Annotated in this window: 17 protein-coding genes; 15 read left to right on the top strand and 2 right to left on the bottom strand. The window is 63.7% G+C overall.

The window, feature by feature from the left end; all coding sequences use genetic code 11:
- Positions 1-66 precede the first annotated feature (66 nt).
- On the top strand, positions 67-1,668 hold the full coding sequence (locus tag BPNPMPFG_RS18770; RefSeq protein WP_258590197.1) for an inorganic phosphate transporter: 1,602 nt from the start codon (positions 67-69) through the stop codon (positions 1,666-1,668).
- Between the two features lie 142 nt (positions 1,669-1,810).
- Here BPNPMPFG_RS18770 and BPNPMPFG_RS18765 read toward each other — a convergent pair whose 3' ends face one another.
- Positions 1,811-2,971, bottom strand: coding sequence for a patatin-like phospholipase family protein (locus BPNPMPFG_RS18765; RefSeq protein ID WP_258590196.1), 1,161 nt, complete (start codon positions 2,969-2,971; stop codon positions 1,811-1,813).
- Positions 2,972-3,015: 44 nt separating this feature from the next.
- Positions 3,016-3,762, bottom strand: a complete 747-nt coding sequence (locus BPNPMPFG_RS18760) for an acetoacetate decarboxylase (protein WP_258590195.1) — start codon at positions 3,760-3,762, stop codon at positions 3,016-3,018.
- A 222-nt stretch (positions 3,763-3,984) separates the two neighbouring features.
- Between BPNPMPFG_RS18760 and BPNPMPFG_RS18755 the strand changes: the two genes are divergently transcribed.
- From BPNPMPFG_RS18755 to BPNPMPFG_RS18690, 14 genes are all read left to right on the top strand, one after another.
- Positions 3,985-4,773: a 3-hydroxybutyrate dehydrogenase gene (locus BPNPMPFG_RS18755; protein WP_258590194.1), complete on the top strand. Its 789-nt coding sequence runs from the start codon at positions 3,985-3,987 to the stop codon at positions 4,771-4,773.
- 266 nt (positions 4,774-5,039) lie between these two features.
- Positions 5,040-6,197: an ABC transporter ATP-binding protein gene (locus tag BPNPMPFG_RS18750; protein ID WP_258590193.1), complete on the top strand. Its 1,158-nt coding sequence runs from the start codon at positions 5,040-5,042 to the stop codon at positions 6,195-6,197.
- A gap of 27 nt (positions 6,198-6,224) precedes the next feature.
- A complete protein-coding gene (locus tag BPNPMPFG_RS18745; RefSeq protein WP_258590192.1) occupies positions 6,225-7,361 on the top strand; it encodes an ABC transporter substrate-binding protein in 1,137 nt (378 codons plus the stop codon).
- An 83-nt stretch (positions 7,362-7,444) separates the two neighbouring features.
- Positions 7,445-8,266: an ABC transporter permease gene (locus tag BPNPMPFG_RS18740; RefSeq protein WP_258590191.1), complete on the top strand. Its 822-nt coding sequence runs from the start codon at positions 7,445-7,447 to the stop codon at positions 8,264-8,266.
- Positions 8,263-9,102, top strand: coding sequence for an ABC transporter permease (locus BPNPMPFG_RS18735; RefSeq protein WP_258590190.1), 840 nt, complete (start codon positions 8,263-8,265; stop codon positions 9,100-9,102). The genes BPNPMPFG_RS18740 and BPNPMPFG_RS18735 overlap by 4 nt, the downstream gene beginning before the upstream one ends.
- Before the next feature lie 13 nt (positions 9,103-9,115).
- Positions 9,116-10,162, top strand: a complete 1,047-nt coding sequence (locus BPNPMPFG_RS18730; protein WP_258590189.1) for a LacI family DNA-binding transcriptional regulator — start codon at positions 9,116-9,118, stop codon at positions 10,160-10,162.
- A gap of 56 nt (positions 10,163-10,218) precedes the next feature.
- On the top strand, positions 10,219-10,983 hold the full coding sequence (locus BPNPMPFG_RS18725; protein ID WP_258590188.1) for a phosphodiesterase: 765 nt from the start codon (positions 10,219-10,221) through the stop codon (positions 10,981-10,983).
- Between the two features lie 247 nt (positions 10,984-11,230).
- Positions 11,231-12,559, top strand: a complete 1,329-nt coding sequence (locus BPNPMPFG_RS18720; RefSeq protein ID WP_258590187.1) for an NAD(P)H-dependent oxidoreductase — start codon at positions 11,231-11,233, stop codon at positions 12,557-12,559.
- Positions 12,560-12,561: 2 nt separating this feature from the next.
- The gene (locus tag BPNPMPFG_RS18715) at positions 12,562-13,590 is read left to right on the top strand and encodes a thiamine pyrophosphate-dependent dehydrogenase E1 component subunit alpha (protein WP_258590186.1); all 1,029 of its coding nucleotides are present in this window, start codon (positions 12,562-12,564) and stop codon (positions 13,588-13,590) included.
- A complete protein-coding gene (locus BPNPMPFG_RS18710; protein ID WP_258590185.1) occupies positions 13,590-14,588 on the top strand; it encodes an alpha-ketoacid dehydrogenase subunit beta in 999 nt (332 codons plus the stop codon). The genes BPNPMPFG_RS18715 and BPNPMPFG_RS18710 overlap by 1 nt, the downstream gene beginning before the upstream one ends.
- Before the next feature lie 3 nt (positions 14,589-14,591).
- The gene (locus tag BPNPMPFG_RS18705) at positions 14,592-15,968 is read left to right on the top strand and encodes a pyruvate dehydrogenase complex dihydrolipoamide acetyltransferase (RefSeq protein ID WP_258590184.1); all 1,377 of its coding nucleotides are present in this window, start codon (positions 14,592-14,594) and stop codon (positions 15,966-15,968) included.
- A 221-nt stretch (positions 15,969-16,189) separates the two neighbouring features.
- Complete coding sequence (locus BPNPMPFG_RS18700; RefSeq protein ID WP_258590183.1) at positions 16,190-17,176, top strand: ABC transporter substrate-binding protein; 987 nt, start codon at positions 16,190-16,192, stop codon at positions 17,174-17,176.
- A 71-nt stretch (positions 17,177-17,247) separates the two neighbouring features.
- Complete coding sequence (locus BPNPMPFG_RS18695; RefSeq protein ID WP_258590182.1) at positions 17,248-18,951, top strand: ABC transporter permease; 1,704 nt, start codon at positions 17,248-17,250, stop codon at positions 18,949-18,951.
- Entirely contained in the window at positions 18,939-20,021 is a 1,083-nt protein-coding gene (locus BPNPMPFG_RS18690; RefSeq protein ID WP_258590181.1) for an ABC transporter ATP-binding protein, read from the top strand. The genes BPNPMPFG_RS18695 and BPNPMPFG_RS18690 overlap by 13 nt, the downstream gene beginning before the upstream one ends.
- Positions 20,022-20,108: the final 87 nt, after the last annotated feature.

The following is a 20,108-nucleotide window of genomic DNA, read 5'->3' as shown; positions in this document are numbered from 1 at the left end:
CACAGGGTTCATTGGGCGGCCATAGCGTTCTCCCGGTTCTTTGCTGCAATGCAACAGGAGTGGGACATGGTGGATGTGGTTTCTAGTGAAGCGGGCATTCCGAGACCGGATCATCCGCTGGACAGTTCGGGTAGCGCGAAGTGGTTCCTGCCGGCCTTTGGCGTGCTGGTGCTCATCGGCATTGTCTACGTCGGTTACGCGCTCAGCCGGGATCTGGCAGAGGCCAAGACCGTGCCCTGGATCCTGCTCGGCATTGCGTTGCTGATCGCGCTCGGCTTCGAGTTCGTCAACGGCTTCCACGATACCGCCAACGCGGTGGCGACGGTCATCTACACACGCTCCCTGCCGGCCGAGTTTGCCGTCATATGGTCTGGCGCCTTCAATTTCCTCGGGGTTCTCACCTCGAGCGGCGCCGTGGCCTTCGGCATCCTGTCGCTGCTGCCGGTCGAGTTGATCCTGCAGGTCGGCTCCTCCTCCGGCTTTGCCATGGTGTTCGCGCTGCTCGTTGCCGCCATCCTGTGGAATCTCGGTACCTGGTTCCTCGGCCTGCCGGCGTCGAGTTCGCACACGATGGTCGGCTCGATTATCGGCGTCGGCCTCGCCAACCAGTTCATGGCGCCGGCCGGCAGCGCCACCAGCGGCGTGGACTGGTCGCAGGCGACCAATGTCGGCGTGACCTTGCTGGTGTCGCCGATCATCGGCTTCTTCGCCGCGGCGATCCTGCTCTATGCGATGAAGCTGCTCGTGCGCAATCCGGCGCTCTACGAAGCACCGAAAGGCAACGCGCCGCCGCCATGGTGGATTCGCGCGCTGCTGATCTTCACCTGCACCGGCGTCAGCTTCGCGCACGGCTCCAACGATGGACAGAAAGGCATGGGCTTGATCATGCTGATCCTGATCGGTGTCGTGCCGACGGCCTTTGCGCTGAACCGGACGCCCGACATCAATTATCTCGAGGCCTACAAGTCGGCTTCCGTCAGTGTCGAGCAAGCGCTGGGCAAATATGTGAAGCCCGGCATCACCGTCGCCGACGCCAAGGCCGCTGTGCAGGACGCCGTGCGCACCCGGACCTGGAACGACCAGACGACGGTTGCGCTGCAGACCTACATCCACAACACGACAGCGGGCCTGCAGCCCTATGCCTCGGTCGACAACGTGCCGACCGACCTGGTCAGCAATGCCCGCAACGACATCTATCTGATCGGCGAGGCGCTCAAGCTGATCGACAAGAAACAGTTGCTGCCGATGGAGGCCGCCGATCTCAAGGCGGTCACCGACTACCACAAGGCCGTCGACAACGCGACGAAGTTCATCCCGATCTGGGTGAAGGTCGCCGTCGCCCTGGCGCTGGGCTTAGGCACCATGGTCGGCTGGAAGCGCATCGTCGTCACCGTCGGCGAGAAGATCGGCAAAAGCCATTTGACCTATGGCCAGGGCGCCGCCGCGGAGCTTGTCGCGATGGTGACCATCGGCATGGCCGACCGGCTCGGACTGCCGGTGTCGACGACCCACGTGCTGTCGTCGGGCGTCGCCGGAACGATGGCCGCCAACGGTTCGGGGCTGCAGTGGTCGACGGTGCGCAATCTGCTGCTTGCCTGGGTGCTGACCTTGCCGTGCTCGATCACGCTCGCCTTCGTGCTGTTCATCGTCTTCCGCCAGGTGTTCTGAGCGAACAGCCGCGTATTGAAATGGAAACGGCGCCGGTTTCGGCGCCGTTTTCGTCTGGGATGGCATAGGCTCGTTCTGGGTTGGGTTCGCCACACGCCATTGAAGCCAATGCCCTCGTCAGACGAGGGCGCCGGCGAAGATCTCAGGTCGGATCCTCGCGGTGCAGATCGTGGATGGCGACGCCCTCGACATTGGTCGGCAAGGTCAGCCATTGGCGATGGCGCAACGTGCGTTGCGTGTCTTCCAGCCCCATCTCCCAGTGCTCGCGCATCGAGGTGCCGGAGAATTCGTAGTCCTTGGCGTGGCCCTCATAGCCTTTGTGCTGGTAGATCAGGTGAACGATGTTGACCACGCCGGCCTTCGAATAGTCGGCGATCAGCTCCTTTTCGCCATCCATCAGCAATTCGGCGGGCACACGCTTCAGCGCTTCGAGCAGCTTCATCTTCAGCGCATGGATGCGCTGGAAATTGTCAGTGTTCTGCCGCGTGCGGCTCGAATACATGATGTCCTTGTGACGGGACAGAACGTCCGGCATGCTGCGTGGGAGCACCCCGCGCGCGCTGAACAGGTCGACCTGGAACACCAGCGACGAGCGATCCTCTTCCTGGTCGAGCAGATATTGCAACGGCGTGTTGGAGACGATGCCGCCGTCCCAGTAATATTCGCCTTCGATGCGGATCGACGGGAAGGCCGGCGGCAGCGCGCCACTGGCCATGATGTGCTCCGGTTCGATGCGCACCTTCTCGGTGTCGAAATAGACGAAGTTGCCGGTCCTGACATTGACCGCGCCGACGCTCAGCCGCTTCTTGCCGTCGTTGAGGATATCGAAGTCGATCAGGCTCTGCAGCGTCTCCTTCAACTCGGCCGTGTCGTAGAAGCTGGTGGCGCCCTCGGCGCCGGGCTGTTCGAACCACGGATTGGGATTGCGCGGCTTGAAGAAGCCGGGCTGGCCCATGGTCATCGTCATCCACGAACTGGTGCGGTTGCGGATGTCGCGGTAGATGTCGCCTTCCGGCGTGTAGGCCCAGATCTTGCGGCCCGAGATCGTCTGCCAGAATTGCTCGAGCCGCTGCAGGCGGCGGCTTGATTCATTGCCGGCGATGATCGCCGCGTTGATGGCGCCGATCGACACACCCGAAAACCAGCTCGGTTCGCAGCCGGCGTCGGCCAGCGCCTGATAGACCCCGGCCTGATAGGCGCCGAGCGCGCCGCCACCCTGAAACACCAGCGCGATGCGGTCATACTGCGCCGAGATCTCCTCGATGGTGGCGGTGGCCTCCTTCTTGCGATTGCGTTCGAGCACGGTTTTTCTCCGACTTTCGTTTGGGCTCTGATTGGCGGATGCGATCAGGCGCGGTCGGCGAGATAGTCGTGCACCACCTCGCCCAACCCAAGCGTCAGATCGGCGGTGAAGTGGACGGCCGAGACGACGTCGAGCACCGGCAGCCGCGCCACGTCGGCCATGACGTGGGGCCGCAGGTCAAGTGCCGCGGGCGCCGTCCAGGCTTCCTTCAGCGTGATGTCGGTGAGGTGGTAGCGGACCAGTTCGCAGATGCGCGGCGTGCCGTCGACATGCGGAATGATCTTGATCAGGAAATTGGGCGCCGCCAGCGAGGCAAGGACCGGACCATGATCGGCGGCCTTGTGCTTGTAGCCCATGGTGCCGGTGGCGCACAGAACGCTGCCATAGTGCAGCGTGCCGACGATCACCTCGCCCTCATGGACGATCTTCGGGCTGGCCAGCTTTTTCGGAAAGCCCCACAGCTCACGCCCGCCGGCGATCGGCGCGTCATCATCGAGATACATCGAATGGACGTAGGCGCCGTGCTCGCCTTTGTAGCGAACCGGGATGACCTGGCCGGTTTCGGTGTAGTCGCCGAAGCCGGTCGAATCAGGCATGCGGATGAACTCGTACTTGACCAGCGGCTCGTCGATCTCCAGGGGCTCCGGCACGACAGCCTCCAGGGCCTCGCGCGTCGTGCGATAGGTGATGATGACGTATTCGCGGTTGAAGAAACGATATGGCCCGGGCGGGAAAGACGGGTTGGTCAGCGGCATCGCATAGGCGCGCTTCACGACATCGGCGATCTGCAAGGCTGTAGCCCCATTCGGTTCAGGAAGGACTGCGCGAGTGCGCTTCGGTTTATGTTGCACGGCACCATGACAGTGCCGTGTCGGCCGCCTGACGGGCCCTTCCAACCGGGGCGTCGACACGGTCGCACCCCTGTAATCGAGCCGACATATGGCTGTGGCATTGTCATGTTGCGGCGCACAAAGCCGCCTCGTTCGTTCCCTCCCACTTCTTGCGAGATCATCATGGCTTCCCTGTCCTCGAAGAACGCGCTCGTCACCGGTTCGACCAGCGGTATCGGCCTGGCGATCGCCCGCGCCTTCGCCGCCGAAGGCGCCAACGTCACCATCAACGGTCTGGGCGATGCCGCTGACATCGAGCAGGAGCGGGCCGGCATCGAGAAGGATTTCGGCGTCAAATGCCGCTACTCCGATGCCAACATGATGGACGGTGCGGCGGTGAGCGCCATGGTGCACGAGGCAGAGGCCGCGTTCGGCAGTCTCGATATCCTGGTCAACAATGCCGGCATCCAGCATGTCGCGCCGATCGAGGAATTCCCGGATGACAAATGGGAAGCCATCATCCGCATCAATCTGCTTGCCGCCTTCTATGCGATCAAGGCGGCGCTGCCCGGCATGAAGGCGCGCAAATGGGGCCGCATCATCAACACGGCTTCCGCGCATGCGCTGGTCGCTTCGCCGTTCAAGTCAGCCTATGTGTCGGCCAAGCACGGCATTGCGGGCCTGACCAAGACGGTGGCTCTCGAGGCCGCGCTTGACGGCGTCACCGTCAACGCGATCGCGCCGGGCTATGTCTGGACGCCTCTGGTCGAAAAGCAGATTCCCGACACGATGAAGGCGCGCGGCATGACCGAGGAACAGGTCAAGCACGACGTGCTGCTGGCGGCACAGCCGACGAAGGAATTCGTGACTGTCGACGAACTGGCGGCGCTGACGCTGTTCCTGTGCTCGGATTCCGCCAGGCAGATCACCGGCACGACGTTGCCGATGGACGGCGGCTGGACGGCGCAATAACGCGCCCAGCCGGCCGTTTCGCTTTCGCCGACCTTCGATCAAAAAAGCTTTCCCAATCGCCGCCAGATGATTGTATCGTGGCGTCGGCAGCGGAAAAACTGGGAGGTTCTTCGCCAGCCACTCGCCGGATCGAAGATCGGCGGATGAAGGGGAAGAGAGGAGCTTTCCCCGCCAACCGTCATCAAGATGTTATCCAGACCTCCTATTGGGAACCCATGTGCGGGCAGTTGGCATCTTGCGATGCACAGCTGTGCAACAGGTGATAAATGACGAAAGACGGCTTTCTTGAGCTCGGTGGTATCAGTGCCGGATATGGTGCGTCGCCGGTTCTGAACGGGATAGACCTGGCAATCGCCAAAGGAGAGTTCGTCGCGCTGCTCGGTGCCTCCGGCTGCGGCAAGACCACGCTTCTGCGTGCCATAGCCGGCTTTGTTTCGCCAAGCGCGGGCGCGATCAAGGTGGCCGGCCGCGATGTTACCCGTCTGCCGCCAGACAAGCGCGGCATGGCGCTGGTGTTTCAATCCTACGCGCTTTGGCCGCATATGACGGTGGCGCAGAACATCGGCTACGGGTTGAAGCTCAAGCGGCATGCGCGCAGCGAGATTGCACGGCGCGTCGGCGAGATGGAGAAACTGCTCGGTCTCGATGGTCTTGGCGATCGTAAGCCGGCACAGCTTTCGGGTGGGCAACGCCAGCGCGTCGCGCTCGGCCGGGCACTGGCCATCGATCCAGAAATCCTGCTTCTCGACGAACCGCTGTCCAATCTCGACGCGCGCATAAGGCTGACCGTGCGCCACGAGATCCGCGCTTTGCAGAAACGGCTCGGCATCACCGCCGTGCATGTGACGCATGACCGCGAGGAAGCCATGGTGATGGCCGACCGCATCGTCATCCTCGATGCGGGACACGTCGCGCAACAGGGGACGCCCGAGGCCGTCTACAACCGCCCGCCTTCCGCCTTTGTCGCCGCCTTCATGGGTGCGGAGAATACGGTCGAGCTGTGGGGTCAGCCATCGTCGGGTCGTTTCGAGATCGAAGCCGGACCGGCAAACGCCGCCTGCGCGGTGCCGCTGGATGGGCGTGCGCTGGCGCGCGGCTTTGTCGAGGCACGTTTTCGTGCCGAAGCGGCGCAGCTTGTTCCTGGCAGTGCCGCGGATGCCGTGCCTGCCGGAACGCTCGAACTGTCGGGCCGCGTCGAAACCGTCAGCTACCCCGGCGGCTTCTGGCGCCATGCGGTGCGGGTCGGCGACGACACGATCCTGGTCGATGCGCACAAGGCCTTCGCGGCGGGCGAGGCGGTCAAGATCCGTATCCCGCCCGAGGTACTTTTCCTGTTCAGCGCGCCGGCAATTTCGCCGCTCGCGCCAATCCGTTCCCGGTCCGGCGGTGCCAAAAGCCGCGCCCTGGAAACATCCGAAGCTTGACCCTCTTCATCCAACTGGAGACTTTTCGTGAAGACAATCCTGCAAGCTGCACTGGCTCTCGGCCTGGTGGCATCGCCCGCGACCGCCGCCGAGCTCACCGTTCTCACCGCCGGCGACCAGAACATGGTCGATTACATCAACGACTATCTCGGGCCGCTGTTCGAGAAGCAGAATCCCGGCGACACCGTGCGTGTCGTCGGCACCGGTCCGGGTGACGCCGGATCGCAAAAGATCACCGAGCGCTTCAAGGCACAGGCCGATGCCGGTTCGGCAAAATGGGATACCGATGTTGCCGTCGTGCACGAAAAATTCGCCGGTCCGATGGTGACCGCCGGCTACCTCGAAGCCTATCGCCCGAAGATCGACACCGGCAAGATGGTGACGCGTGCCAATGCCGACATAGCGCTGGGCAGCAATGTCAGCGGCTACGTCATGCCGATGTTCAACAGCCAGACGGCGATCGCCTACAATCCGGCCATGGTGCCCAATCCGCCGAAGAGTTACGACGAGCTGGTCGCCTGGGCCAAGGAGCATCCCAAGCAGTTCGGCTATAACGGCATCAAGGGCGGCGCTTCCGGCGTCAGCTTCGTCATGAGCTGGATCTACGCGTTCGGCGAAGGCGATGCCAACAAGCTGATGAACGGCCCCTTCGAGGAAGCCGAAACCAAGAAGTGGGACAAGGCCTTCGCCAGCCTGAAGGAGTTCACCGCCAACGCCACGCTGACGCCAGGCAATGCCGGCACGCTCGACATGCTGTCGCGTGGCGAGATCGCCATGGGACCGGTCTGGGTCGACATGTTCTACTCCTGGCAGGCGGACGGCCGGCTGCCGCCCGACCTGAAACTGGTGCTGCCGGCACCCGGCATGCCCGGCCAGCCGATGCACTACGTGATCCCTGCCAAGAGCCCGAACGAGGCGCTGGCCGAGAAGTTCGTGGCGCTGGCGACCAGCCCGGAAGTGCAGGCCGACGGCATCGTCAAGAAGTTCAACTGGTATCCGGGCATCGATGCCGATTTCGTCAAGCCGAAGCTCGACGAGGCGACCTGGAACAAGCTGTTCGTCGACATCTCGCCCGAGGATTTGGCCAAGTACGGCAAGCCTTTCCCGATCGCTCCCTACAACAACGCCATTCTCGAAGCCTATGAGCGGCAGACCGCGAATTGATCTCGCCGACTGATATCTGAACCCGAACCGCCCGGCACCGCCGGGCGGTTTTCGGCTGCCTGCCATCGAGCGAAAGTCCAACCATGTCGAAGCGCCTTTTCGGCCTGCTGCTCGTCCTGCCCGCGCTGGCGGTCATCGTGCTGCTGTTCCTCGTCCCACTTGCCGCTTCGGTTGTCGGCGCGTTCGAAGTGGGCGGCTCCTATGGCTTGGGCAATTTCGTCAAGGCGTTCGAGCTCTACCGCAACGACACGATCTTCACCGTTCTGATCGTCAGCCTGTCGACGCTGCTCATCGGGCTGTTTTCAATTGCCATCGGCGGTTACCTGACGTTGGGGGAAAATCCGCGCGCGGTGGCGATCCTGCGCTGGCTCTATCGCTGGCCGATGTTCATCCCGTTCATTGTCGTCGGCCAGATCCTGCGCACCTTTCTCGCCAAGAACGGCCTGATGAACAATTTGCTGATCGGCGCCGGCGTCATCACCCCAATGCAGGCCACCGCCTTTCTCGACTGGCGCGGCATCGTCATCGCCTTCGTCTGGAAACAGGTGCCCTTCGTCGCGCTGCTGGTTGCCGGCGCCATGGCGTCTATCGACCGCGGCACCATTGAAGCCGCGCGCAATCTCGGCGCCTCGCGGCTGCGCATCCTGATCGAGATCGTCGTGCCGCAAATCGCCACCACGCTGCTGGTCGGCCTCATCCTGTCATTCGTGACCATGATGTCGGTGCTGTCGGTGCCGCTGATGATCAACGCACAGTCGCCGACCATGCTCACGGCCGACATTGCTTTCCGCATCAACGCCTATGGCGATTATGGCGTGGCCAATGCGCTGGGCCTGATCTCGCTTGTCGTCACCTCGGGCGTCGCCTGGATCTATCTGCGCCACACCATGAAGGAGCGCGCATGAGCCTCGCTGTGCCCTCCATTCGGCAGAATCTGCGCGTCGACCACTGGTGGCTGCCCAGGGCCGCACTTCTGGGGCTGCTTGCTTTCATCATCTTCGGTCCGCTGCTCAATCTGCTGCTGTGGACGGTGGCGGAGCGATGGTATTTCCCGCACGTCCTGCCGCTCGACTATGGCTTCAGCGTCTGGGCGCGGGTGTTCTCGCCGCGTGGCAATGCGATGGATTCGCTGAAGAACAGCATTCTGGTCGCGGTGCTGACGGTCATCGTCTCGCTGGCGCTGGCCATCCCGGCGGGCTATGCGCTGGCTCGGCTGAAGCTGCCGCTGCGCAGCCTGATCCTGCTCGCCTTCCTCATTCCGCAGGCGTTTCCGAACCTGCCGGTCTATGTCAACATCGCCCGCCTGTTCTACCAGATCGGCCTCAACGGCACGATCACCGGCGTGGTTCTGGTGCATGCGGTGCATGGTCTCGTCTATGCCGTGTGGATTGCCACGGCGGCCTTTTCCGCCGTCGATGTCGAACTGGAGCAAGCTGCCCGTTCGATTGGCGCCGGACCGTTCCGCGCCTTTCGCGATGTCACCTTGCCGCTCGCCATGCCGGGCCTGATGGCCAGCGCCATCTTCGTCTTTCTCGAATCGCTCGATGAATTCACAGGCAGCTATTTCGTCGGCGCGCCGGATGTGAATATGCTGCCGCTGCTGCTCTATTCGGCGGGCGCCGGCGGCAACTACCAGATCGCCTCGATCACGGCACTTCTGCTGCTCATCCCGTCGATCGGCTTTATGCTTATCGTCGAGCGGTTCCTGAAAGCGGACGTGCTTTCGCGGGTCGGCCATTGAAGAGCGCAAGAGCATGACCGACGACGCGACCACGACGAAAGACAAGGACAAGACCTCCGACAAGCTTCGCTCCGTCAGCGCCCTGCATGTCGCGCGCCAGGCCGGCGTCTCGCGGTCGGCGGTGTCGCGCGCCTTCACGCCCGGCGCCAGTGTCGCCACTGAGACGCGCGAAAAGATCATGCGCGCCGCTGAGGAACTCGGCTACCAGGTCAACGACCTGGCGCGCGGCCTGCTCGCCAATCAAAGTCGGCTGGTCGGATTGGTGGTGACGAAGCCGGAAGTCGGTTTCCGCGCCCATCTGGCAGCTGCCTTGACCAAAGCATTGATCCATCGTGGCAATGTTCCGGTGATGATCAACACCGGCCAGACCGAACAGGAACTGATCGCGGCCCAGAAGACGCTGCTCGGCCACCGCGCCGAGGCGACGATCATCCTGTCCGGCTCGCCGCCGTCCTCCTTCTTCGAGTTGGCTCGGCGCAACGGCCAGCCGCTTGTGGTGATTGGCCGTTCCGAACCGGAGGCCGACCACATCCAGACAGACGGCGCCGCGGCAGCCAGGCTGGCGGCGGCCATGTTCGTCGCGCGGGGGATGATGAGGCTCGGCCTGGCAGGCTCGCTGTCGGGCACTCCCACCATCACCGAGCGCGAGGATGCGTTCTGCGCCGAGGCCAGCCGTCTTGGCGCCGAGATGGCGGTCGCGCGGGGAAGCGACACGGACTATGCGGGCGGCTTGCAGGCAGGACGCGCCCTTATCGATCGACGGGACAGGCCGCAGGCGATCTTCTGCGTCAACGATCTCATCGCCTTCGGCGTCATGGATCATGCACGCCAGGCCGGGCTCACCATCCCCGGCGATCTCTCGGTAATCGGCTTCGACGACGTTCCCGAAGCCGGCTGGCTGGCCTATCGGCTGACCACCTTCCGCCAGGATCCGGAGACGATGGCTGCCAAGGCCGTCGCATTGCTCGACCTGCGCCAGCAGCAACCGGATCTGGCGCCGATCCGCGAGCGGCTCGGCGTGCCGCTTGTCGTGCGCGGCAGTTTTGTTCCATCCGCGTGACGCAAAACGACATCCCGAGTCAATCGCCGTGAAATTCGCAACCACAGGTCGACACCATGAAAATCATCCAGATCTCGGATCCTCATTTGCTTGCGCCGGGCGGTCTTCTGTACGGCTCCAATCCGCTCTCCAGGTTGGAAGCCTGCCTTGCCGACATCGGCAGCAACCACGCCGACGCCGATCTGGTGGTGATTTCCGGCGACCTGACCAATGACGGCGAGCGCGCCGCCTATGCGGCGCTCGGGGAAAGACTGGCAGGGTTCGGTCCGCCCTGCCGGCTGATGCTCGGCAACCATGACGACCGGGCACTGTTTCTCGAGATGTTCCCGGAAGCGGCTGCCGAGCGGGGTTTTGTCCAGAGCGTCGTCGACAGCCGCGAGGGCCGCCTGATCCTGCTCGACACGCTGGACAGCGGACATGTCGAGGGCAAGCTATGCGCCGCGCGTCTCGACTGGCTCGATGAGCGGCTGCAAGAGGCGCGTGGTAAGCCGGTCTTCCTCTTCATGCATCATCCGCCGTTCCGGATTCACATCCCCGAGCTCGACCGAGTCCGGCTCGCCGACACTGACGCCTTGCATGAAGTTTTGCTGCGCCATGGCAAAGTCCGCCACATCTTCGCCGGACACGTCCACCGGCTGATCGCCGGCAGCTGGCGCGGCATTCCCGTCAGCACGCTGCGCAGCACCAATCATCAGACCGCGCTCGATTTCTCGCAGAGCTGGCGCCTGGGCCACGAGCCGCCGGCCTATGCCATCATTCTGATCGACGCGGACGGCGTGATTGTTCATTTCCACGATTTCTTGGGTGCGGGCGACGCCTGATCGCTTTCCGAAGCTTTCTCCGCAGCCGAAACGATCGACTGGCGACGACGTGGTCGTCACGGTGTGCGTTCACGCGCAACTTTCCGTGCGGCCGCAGTCGCTTCACGGGGCTTTTTGTGGTTCTTGCCTTGCCTCCGCAAAGACTGCCAAAAAGCGCCTAACCTGGACATTAGTCTTGACAGAAATACATATGTTCAATACCCGTCAAGGCAATTGAACAGCCTGCATTATGGGAGGAACTAGCGGTATGGCTTCCAATGTTTCATTGACGGGCCTTGCCCGCGATCTCGAGGAACGCGCCAAGTCCGGCAAGCCTATCCGCATCGGCCTGATCGGCTCGGGCGAGATGGGAACCGATATCGTCACCCGCGTCGCGCATATGTCCGGCATCGAGATCGGCGCCATCTCCGAACTGAACCTGCCCGCCGCCAGCAAGGCCGCCGACATCGCCTTCCAGGAAACCGGGCACGCGCGCGAAGTGTCGAACGCATCGGCAATGACGGCGGCGATGGAGGCCGGCAAGATCGCGGTGACCAACGATGCCAGCCTGGTCATCAACAATGATCTCATCGACGTCGTCATCGACGCCACCGGCGTTCCGGCCGTCGGCGCCGAGATTGGGCTGCGCGCCATGGAGCATGGCAAGCATCTGGTGATGATGAATGTCGAAGCCGACGTCACCATCGGCGCCTATCTGAAAAGCGAGGCCGACCGGCTCGGCGTCACCTATTCGCTGGGCGCCGGCGATGAGCCGTCCTCCTGCATGGAGCTCATTGAATTCGTCTCGGCGATGGGCCATCCGATCGTCGCCGCCGGCAAGGGCAAGAACAATCCGCTCAACATCGATGCCACCCCTCCCGACTATGAGGAGGAGGCCAAGCGCCGGCACATGAATGTGCGCATGCTGGTCGAATTCGTCGATGGCTCCAAGACCATGGTCGAGATGGCCGCGATCGCCAACGCCACCGGTCTGGTTCCCGACAAGCCCGGCATGCATGGCCCGGCGGCGACGCTCGGCGAACTGTCCAAGGTGCTGGTGCCGCAAAAGGATGGCGGCGTGCTGTCGAAGGTCGGCGTCGTCGACTACTCGATCGGCAAGGGTGTCGCGCCCGGCGTCTTCGTCGTCGCCGACATGTCGCATCCGCGCATTTCGGAGCGCATGGAAGATCTGAAGATGGGCAAGGGCCCGTATTTCACCTTCCACCGTCCCTATCATTTGACCTCGCTCGAAGTGCCGCTGACCTGCGCCCGCGTCGTGCTGTACGGCAAGGCGGACATGGTGCCGCTGGCCAAGCCGACCGCCGAGGTCTGCTCGGTGGCCAAGAAGGACATGAAGCCGGGCGAGAAGCTCGATGCGATCGGCGAATATTGCTACCGCGCCTGGATCATGACCGCGCCGGAAGCGCGCGCCGCCAAGGCCATTCCCTGCGGCCTGCTGCAAGGCGGCTCGGTGACCGCGCCGATCAAGAAGGGTGAGCTCATCACCTATGCGAACGCCGCTCCCGCACCGGGCTCCAAGATCGCCGAACTGCGCGCCCGCCAGGACAAGCTCGTCTACGGGTCCGTGGGAGCCTGACCATGGCCGGAGCCAGCAAAGCCGTCGCCGACAGTCGCGCCAACCTGCCCTTCGTCTATCGCCAGTACAGCGCCGAGCAGCTCAGGGAGGTGCTCTACAAGATGTACCTCATCCGCCGCTTCGAGGAGGGCGCGGAGGAGTGTTACACGCGCGGCCTCATCCACGGCACCATGCATCTGTCGATCGGCCAGGAAGCCAGCGCCATGGGCATCTGCATGCCGCTTGCCGAGGATGATCAGATCACCTCGACGCATCGAGGCCATGGCCACTGCATCGCCAAGGGCGCCGAGGTCAAGCGCATGTTCGCCGAGTTCTTCGGCAAGACGTCAGGCTACTGCAAGGGCCGCGGCGGTTCGATGCATATTGCCGATGTCGGCAAGGGCAATCTCGGCGCCAACGGCATCGTCGGCGGCGGCATCCCGATCGCTGTCGGGGCGGCACTGTCCTCCAAGATGATGAAGACCGGCAAGGTCGTGGTGTCGTTCTTCGGCGACGGCGCCAACAATGAAGGCGCCTTCCACGAGGCGCTGAACATGGCGGCGGTCTGGAAACTGCCGGTGATCTTCGTCTGCGAGAACAACGGCTATGGCATGTCGACATCGACGGCCCGCTCGACCGCCGTCAAGAACATCGCCGAGCGCGGCGCCGCCTATTCGATGCCGGGCGTCATCGTCAACGGCAACATCTTCTCCGAAGTCGCCGAGGCATCGCACCAGGCGGTGGCGCGGGCACGCGCCGGCGAGGGGCCGACACTGATCGAATCCAAGACCTATCGCCATCGCGGCCATTCCAAGAGCGACCGCAACCGCTACCGCAGCAAGGAGGAGATCGAGGACTGGATGTCGAACCGCGATCCGATCACCCTGTTCGAGAGCGAGCTGCGCGACTTCGGCTTCATCGACGACAACGGCATCGAGGCCATCCGCGGCGCCGTGGCGCAGGAGATTGCCGACGGCATCGAGTTCGCCAAGACGAGCCCGTCTCCCGATGTCCGCGACACCGGCAACTATGTCTATACGGAGCAGGCGTGATGGACGCGATGGTGCGTGAACTGAGCTACGCCCAGGCGATCCAGGAGGCCATGGCGATCGCCATGGACATGGACGAACGCGTCTTCCTGATGGGCGAGGATATCGGCGTCTATGGCGGCGCCTTCCAAGTCACCGGCGATCTGGTCGATCGCTTCGGCACGGAGCGGGTGATCGACACGCCGATTTCGGAACTGGGTGGGGCGGGCGTGGCGGTCGGCGCCGCCCTCACCGGCATGCGGCCGATCTTCGAGTTCCAGTTTTCCGACTTCGCCACGCTCGCCATGGAACAGATCGTCAACCAGGCGGCCAAGATGCGCTTCATGCTCGGCGGCGAGGTTTCGGTTCCCTTGGTGATGCGCTTTCCCGCCGGTTCCGGCACGGGTGCGGCAGCGCAGCACAGCCAGAGCCTCGAGGCCTGGCTCGGCCATGTGCCAGGCCTGAAAGTGATCCAGCCGGCGACGCCGCATGACGCCAAGGGCATGCTGCTGGCGGCGGTCGCCGATCCCGATCCGGTGATGATCTTCGAGCACAAGCTGCTCTACAAGATGAAGGGTCCGGTGCCCGAAGGCTATTTCACGGTGCCGATCGGCAAGGCCGACATCCGCCGCGAGGGAGGCGACCTGACCATCGTCGCCACCTCGATCATGGTGCACAAGGCGCTCGACGCCGCGGCAGCGCTGGAAGCCGAAGGCATCGACATCGAAGTCATCGATCTCCGGACGATCCGGCCGATGGACAAGCAGACCGTCATCGACAGCGTCAAGAAGACGTCGCGGCTGATGTGCGTCTACGAAGCGGTCAAGACGCTGGGCATCGGCGCCGAGGTCAGTGCCATGATCGCCGAGAGCGAGGCGTTCGATTACCTCGACGCGCCGATCGTGCGGCTGGGCGGCGCCGAGACGCCGATCCCCTACAATCCGGAGTTGGAAAAGGCTGCTGTGCCGCAGGTTCCCGACATCATTGCCGCCGCGCGCGACCTCGTGAAGGGGATCCGCTAGCCCATGCCGACCGAAGTCATTCTTCCCAAGGTCGACATGGACATGGTGACCGGACAGATCTCGCGCTGGTTCGCCGAAGAGGGCGCCAGGGTCAAGAAGGGCGATGTGCTGTTCGAGATCGAGACCGACAAGGCGGCGATGGAGATCGACGCGCCAGCCAGTGGCGTCCTGCGCGACGTCACCGGCAAGCAGGGTGTGGATATCGCGGTCGGTGCGGCGGTGGCGTGGATCTATGCCGATGGTGAGGCGTATGGGGCTGGTTTGGAGCAGGAGAAGGCGCCAATCTCCCCCCTAGAGGGGGAGATGTCGGCGAAGCCGACAGAGGGGGGCGCTGTCCCGCCTGCGTCTCAGCCTGTCACGCCCCCCTCTGCCCTGCCGGGCATCTCCCCCTCAAGGGGGGAGATCGGCCAATCGCCATCGGTTGCGCGCGCAACACCACTCGCTCGCCGTTTGGCCCGCGAAGCCGGCCTCGACCTTTCAGCCGTATCAGGCACCGGTCCTCACGGCCGCGTGGTGAAGGCCGATGTCGATGCGGCGATTGCCGGTGGCGGCGCCAAGCCTGCCACCAAGGCAGCGCCCGCAGGCGCACCGGTGGCTCCGGCCGCTGCTCCTGCCGCGCCGGTGAAGGCGATGTCGGACGAGCAGGTGCTGAAACTGTTCGAACAAGGCTCCTACGAACTGACCCCGCATGACAACATGCGCAAGACGATCGCGCGCCGCCTGGTCGAGGCCAAGACCACCATCCCGCATTTCTACCTGACGCTCGACTGCGAGCTCGATGCGCTGCTGGCGCTGCGCACGCAGATCAATGCCACAGCACCGATGAAAAAAACTGACAAGGGTGACGCTCCTGCCTACAAGCTGTCGGTCAACGACATGGTGATCAAGGCTTTTGCCATGGCGCTGAAGGCGGTGCCGGATGCCAATGCCTCATGGACCGAAAGCGCCATGGTCAAGCACAAGCACGCCGATGTCGGCGTCGCCGTGTCGATCCCGGGTGGCCTGATCACGCCGATCATTCGGCATGCGGACGAAAAGACGCTTTCCACCATCTCCAACGAGATGAAGGATCTGGCCAGCCGCGCCCGCAGCCGCAAGCTGAAGCCGGAAGAGTATCAGGGCGGCACCACGGCGGTGTCGAACCTCGGCATGTTCGGCATCAAGGACTTTGCCGCCGTCATCAACCCGCCGCATGCGACGATCCTGGCGGTCGGCGCCGGCGAGGAGCGGGCGGTGGTCAAGAATGGCGAGATCAAGATTGCCACCGTGATGTCGGTGACGCTGTCGACCGATCATCGCGCCGTCGATGGCGCACTCGGTGCCGAACTGCTGGTCGCCTTCAAGCGGCTGATCGAGAACCCGATGGGCATGCTGGTCTAGGAAGGGAGAGGCGCCAGGCCAAGGGCGGCCATGAGGCTCGTGGAACGCCAGTTCCGCGGGTTCGTATTGTTGTGCCGTGAGAGCATTTCGCGCGAAGCTGTTGCCTGATCGGGTCGGGTATGCGCACTGTCATCCACCAGTCATATGCGCCGTGCAGGGAGGGGAGACGGGAACCGGCCACAACGCCGGACCGCTCATGCACAGACAAGACAGGAGGTCTCATGAAGACGCTATTCATCAAGCTGCTGGCCAGCCAGCTTGCGCTCGCGGCAACTTTGTTTGCCGGCGTGGCCGGCGCCGAAACACTGACGCTCTACACATCCCAGCCGGAAGCCGATGCGGCCAAGACCGTGGATGCCTTCAAGAAGGCGCAGCCCGGCATCGACGTGACCATCTATCGCTCGGGAACGAGCGACATCCTGACCAAGATGGCGGCCGAATTCGCCGCCGGCAGCCCGCAGCCCGACGTGCTTTTGATCGCCGATGCGGTGAGCATGGAGCTGTTAAAGAAGGACGACCGGCTGCTACCTTATCCCGAGGCCAAGCTCGACGGCATCGAGGCGGATGCCTATGACGCCGACAAGACCTATTTCGGCAGCAAGCTGATCACCACCGGCATCGTCTACAACACGGCGGCGACCGAGAAGCCGCAGCATTGGGCCGATCTCGCCAAGCCGGCCTATGCCGACGGCCTGGTCATGCCGAGCCCGCTCTATTCGGGTGCGGCCGCCTATCTGCTTTCGGGCTTTGTCGGCGACACCAATTATGGCTGGGATTTCTTCCAGAAGCTGAAGACCAACAACACGGTGAGCGTGCGCGGCAACGGCGCCGTGCTGAAGTCGGTGGCATCAGGCGAGAAGCCTTATGGCATCCTCGTCGACTTCATGGCGATGAATGCCAAGAAGAAGGGCTCGCCGGTCGAGTTCGTGTTCCCCAGCGAAGGCGTGCCGGCGGTGACCGAACCGGTCGCGATCATGAAGACCGCTAGGAATGTCGATGGCGCTAAGAAGTTCGTCGACTTCATTCTTTCCGACGAAGGCCAGAAGCTGGCGCTTTCGATGGGCTATCTGCCGGCGCGCGCCTCGGTCGGCCGCCCAGAATGGATGCCGGAAGGCGTCAAGGTCAAGGTGATGCCATTCGACACCAAGGCAATCGTGGCCACGACCGACGCCGACAAGGCGAAGTTCTCGGAACTGTTCGGCGGCTGAGCCCGACAATCGCGGCGGGATGCCGTCCCGACGGCATCCCTGACCGCTGAACGATCTCAGGAAACGCAATCATGTCAACACGGATCAGGGAAAGTCGGGGCCAGGAAATGGCCCTGACGGCGATGGTGGTCGTCGTCATCGTCCTGCTCTCCGTGCTGCCGATGCTGCGCCTCATCAAGGAGATCGTGGCACCCGGCGGCATCTTGTCCGATATGGCGATAGAGGCCGGATTGAGAAATCCGGCAATCTGGATCGCGACCTGGCACACGCTGGTCGTCGGCATCGGCGGCACCTTGCTTGCGGTGCTGTCGGGAACGCTGGTGGCCGTCCTCGTCACGCTGACAGACATCCGTGGCCGCGGCGCCCTGGTGCTTTGCTATGTCATGCCATTGATGATCGCACCGCAGGTGACGGCGCTGGCCTGGCTGCAATTGTTCGGTCCGGCAAGCCCGTTCCTCAAGCTGTTTGGGGCGGCACCCCCGCTAGGCACCAAGAACCCGCTCTATTCCACCTCGGGCATTGTCCTGCTGCTCGGCGTGCAGTACGGCCCGCTGGTTTTCCTGCTGGTGCGCGCCGGCCTGCGCAAGCTGCCGCGCGAACTGGTCGAGGCGGCGCGGGCCGGCGGCGCCGGCTGGTTCACCGTGCTGGTCACCATCGTGCTGCCGCTGATGACGCCGTCGATCATGGCAGCGGCGGCACTCGCTTTCGTGTCCTGCGTCGGCAATTTCGGCATTCCCGCCTTTCTCGGCATTCCCGCCAATTATCTCGTGCTGCCGACGCTGATCTATCAGCGGCTGGCCGCTGGCGGCCCGGCGGTGCTTGGCGAAACCGCGTTTCTGTCGCTGCTGATCGGCGTCATCGCCATGGCTGGTATTTTCGCCCAGGAGGTCATGAGCCGCCGCCGCGACTACCGCATCAGCTCGACGTCGCTGCCGGCCGAGCCCTACGAACTCGGCCGCTGGCGACCTGCCGTTCAGGCCGGTATGTGGCTGCTCATCGTGGCGGTGCTGTTCCTGCCACTGTTCGGGCTGGCGCTGACATCGCTGGTGCCGGGCTATGGCATTGCTCTTACCGCCAGGACGGCAACGCTCGACAATTATCGCTTCGTGCTGTTCGAGCATGACGCGGCCAGCCGCGCCTTCTTCAACAGCTTCTGGCTGTCGATCGCGGCCGCCTTCTTCGCGGTCCTGGTCGCCGTGCCGATCGGCTACCTGATTGCCTGGGGCAAGCAGCGCTGGGTGCGGCTGCTCAATTTGTCGGTCGAACTGCCCTATGCCTTGCCCGGCGTGGTGCTGGCGATCGCCTCGCTGCTGCTGTTCCTGCGGCCGATCCCGCTCACCGGCATCCAGCTCTACAACACCGTCTGGATCATTCTTTACGCCTACCTTGCCCGCTTCCTGGTGCTGGCGCTGCGGCCGACCATCAGCGGCTATCACCAGATCGACCGGGCGCTGGAGGAGGCAGCCCAGATGGCCGGTGCCGGGCTGTTCACGCGCATGCGCACGATCATCTTTCCGCTCGTCGCACCGGCGGCGATCGCTGGTGGCCTGCTGATCTTCATGACGGCGCTGAGCGAGCTCACCGTGTCGGTGCTGCTGTGGTCGTCGGGGTCGGAAACGATCGGCGTCGTCATGTTTTCCTTCGAGCAGGGCGGCGATTCCAACTATGCGGCGGCGATGTCCGTCATCACGGTGGCGCTCACCTTCGTGCTGATGCTGGTGACCAATCTGCTTGCTCCTCACCTTCCCGGCGGAGTGCTGCCATGGCGCGATTGACCCTGGACAAGGTGACCAAGAGTTTTGCCGATTTCGATGCGGTCAAGGATGTGTCGATCGATGTCGGCGACGGCGAGTTCCTGGCGGTGCTCGGGCCCTCCGGTTGCGGCAAGACGACGTTGCTGCGGCTCGTCGCCGGGTTCGAGAAAGTCACCTCGGGCGAAATCCGCATCGGCAGCGAGGTGGTGTCGGGCAAGGGCGGCAGCGTTGCGCCGGAAAGGCGGCGCATCGGCATCGTCTTCCAGAACTACGCGCTGTGGCCGCACATGACGGTCGCCGAGAACATCGGCTATTCGCTGAAGGTGGCGAAGCTCGACAAGGCCGTCGCGCGCCAGAAGGTCGAAGACGCGCTCACCCTGGTCAATCTGCAGGGATTGGGCGACCGCCGACCGGCCAATCTGTCAGGCGGCCAGCGCCAGCGCGTGGCGCTCGCGCGCTGCCTTGTCGCGGCGCCGTCGCTGGTGTTGTTCGACGAGCCGCTCGCCAATCTGGATGTGCATCTGAGAGCCTCGATGGAGGATGAGTTCGCCGCCTTCCACAAACGCACGGGCACGACCATCGTCTACATCACCCACGACCAGGCGGAAGCAATGGCGCTGGCCGACCGCATCGCGGTGATGGATCATGGACGCCTGGCGCAGCTCGCGACGCCGCGCCAGCTATATCATGAGCCGGCAAATGAAATGGTGGCGTCCTTCGTTTCGCAAGGAATTTTGCTCCCCGCCGACGTGCTGAGCGCCGAGGAGGCCGGTCGTTGCAAGGTCCGGGTTCTGGGAGCCGAGCTGGTTGTCCGCTGCCGGGCCGGCGAGCGGCCGAGGACCGGCGCCAAGATCTGCTGCCGGGCAGCCGATCTCGACGTGTCGCCGAACGGCCCCGGCTTCGATGGCCTGGTCAAGCGGGTGATCTACCAAGGTGGCGCGGCGCGCGTCGAATTCACGCCTTCCGCCGGTCCGGATCTCACCTTGCATTTCGAACAGCCCGACCCTGTGGTGCTGGAGAGCGGCGCGCAGGCGCGTCTGCGCATAAGGTCCGGCTGGCTCATCCCAGCCGCGGGCGCCGCATCGACATGATACTAGCCAGCCGTGGTTATCGAGATCACCAACCTGTCAGCGGCTAAATTGCGCCAATCCAGCGTCTGTGCTTGAAGCCGCCGCTAT

This window comes from Mesorhizobium sp. AR07, assembly GCF_024746815.1.
Taxonomy (GTDB): Bacteria; Pseudomonadota; Alphaproteobacteria; order Rhizobiales; family Rhizobiaceae; genus Mesorhizobium.
This window is presented reverse-complemented; position numbering and strand designations above follow the sequence as displayed.

Coding starts and splice junctions, on each gene's coding strand:
- BPNPMPFG_RS18770 (WP_258590197.1), top strand. CDS start 67: ATGGTGGATGTGGTTTCTAGTGAAGCGGGCATTCCGAGACCGGATCAT.
- BPNPMPFG_RS18755 (WP_258590194.1), top strand. CDS start 3,985: ATGGCTTCCCTGTCCTCGAAGAACGCGCTCGTCACCGGTTCGACCAGC.
- BPNPMPFG_RS18750 (WP_258590193.1), top strand. CDS start 5,040: ATGACGAAAGACGGCTTTCTTGAGCTCGGTGGTATCAGTGCCGGATAT.
- BPNPMPFG_RS18740 (WP_258590191.1), top strand. CDS start 7,445: ATGTCGAAGCGCCTTTTCGGCCTGCTGCTCGTCCTGCCCGCGCTGGCG.
- BPNPMPFG_RS18735 (WP_258590190.1), top strand. CDS start 8,263: ATGAGCCTCGCTGTGCCCTCCATTCGGCAGAATCTGCGCGTCGACCAC.
- BPNPMPFG_RS18730 (WP_258590189.1), top strand. CDS start 9,116: ATGACCGACGACGCGACCACGACGAAAGACAAGGACAAGACCTCCGAC.
- BPNPMPFG_RS18725 (WP_258590188.1), top strand. CDS start 10,219: ATGAAAATCATCCAGATCTCGGATCCTCATTTGCTTGCGCCGGGCGGT.
- BPNPMPFG_RS18720 (WP_258590187.1), top strand. CDS start 11,231: ATGGCTTCCAATGTTTCATTGACGGGCCTTGCCCGCGATCTCGAGGAA.
- BPNPMPFG_RS18715 (WP_258590186.1), top strand. CDS start 12,562: ATGGCCGGAGCCAGCAAAGCCGTCGCCGACAGTCGCGCCAACCTGCCC.
- BPNPMPFG_RS18710 (WP_258590185.1), top strand. CDS start 13,590: ATGGACGCGATGGTGCGTGAACTGAGCTACGCCCAGGCGATCCAGGAG.
- BPNPMPFG_RS18705 (WP_258590184.1), top strand. CDS start 14,592: ATGCCGACCGAAGTCATTCTTCCCAAGGTCGACATGGACATGGTGACC.
- BPNPMPFG_RS18700 (WP_258590183.1), top strand. CDS start 16,190: ATGAAGACGCTATTCATCAAGCTGCTGGCCAGCCAGCTTGCGCTCGCG.
- BPNPMPFG_RS18695 (WP_258590182.1), top strand. CDS start 17,248: ATGTCAACACGGATCAGGGAAAGTCGGGGCCAGGAAATGGCCCTGACG.
- BPNPMPFG_RS18690 (WP_258590181.1), top strand. CDS start 18,939: ATGGCGCGATTGACCCTGGACAAGGTGACCAAGAGTTTTGCCGATTTC.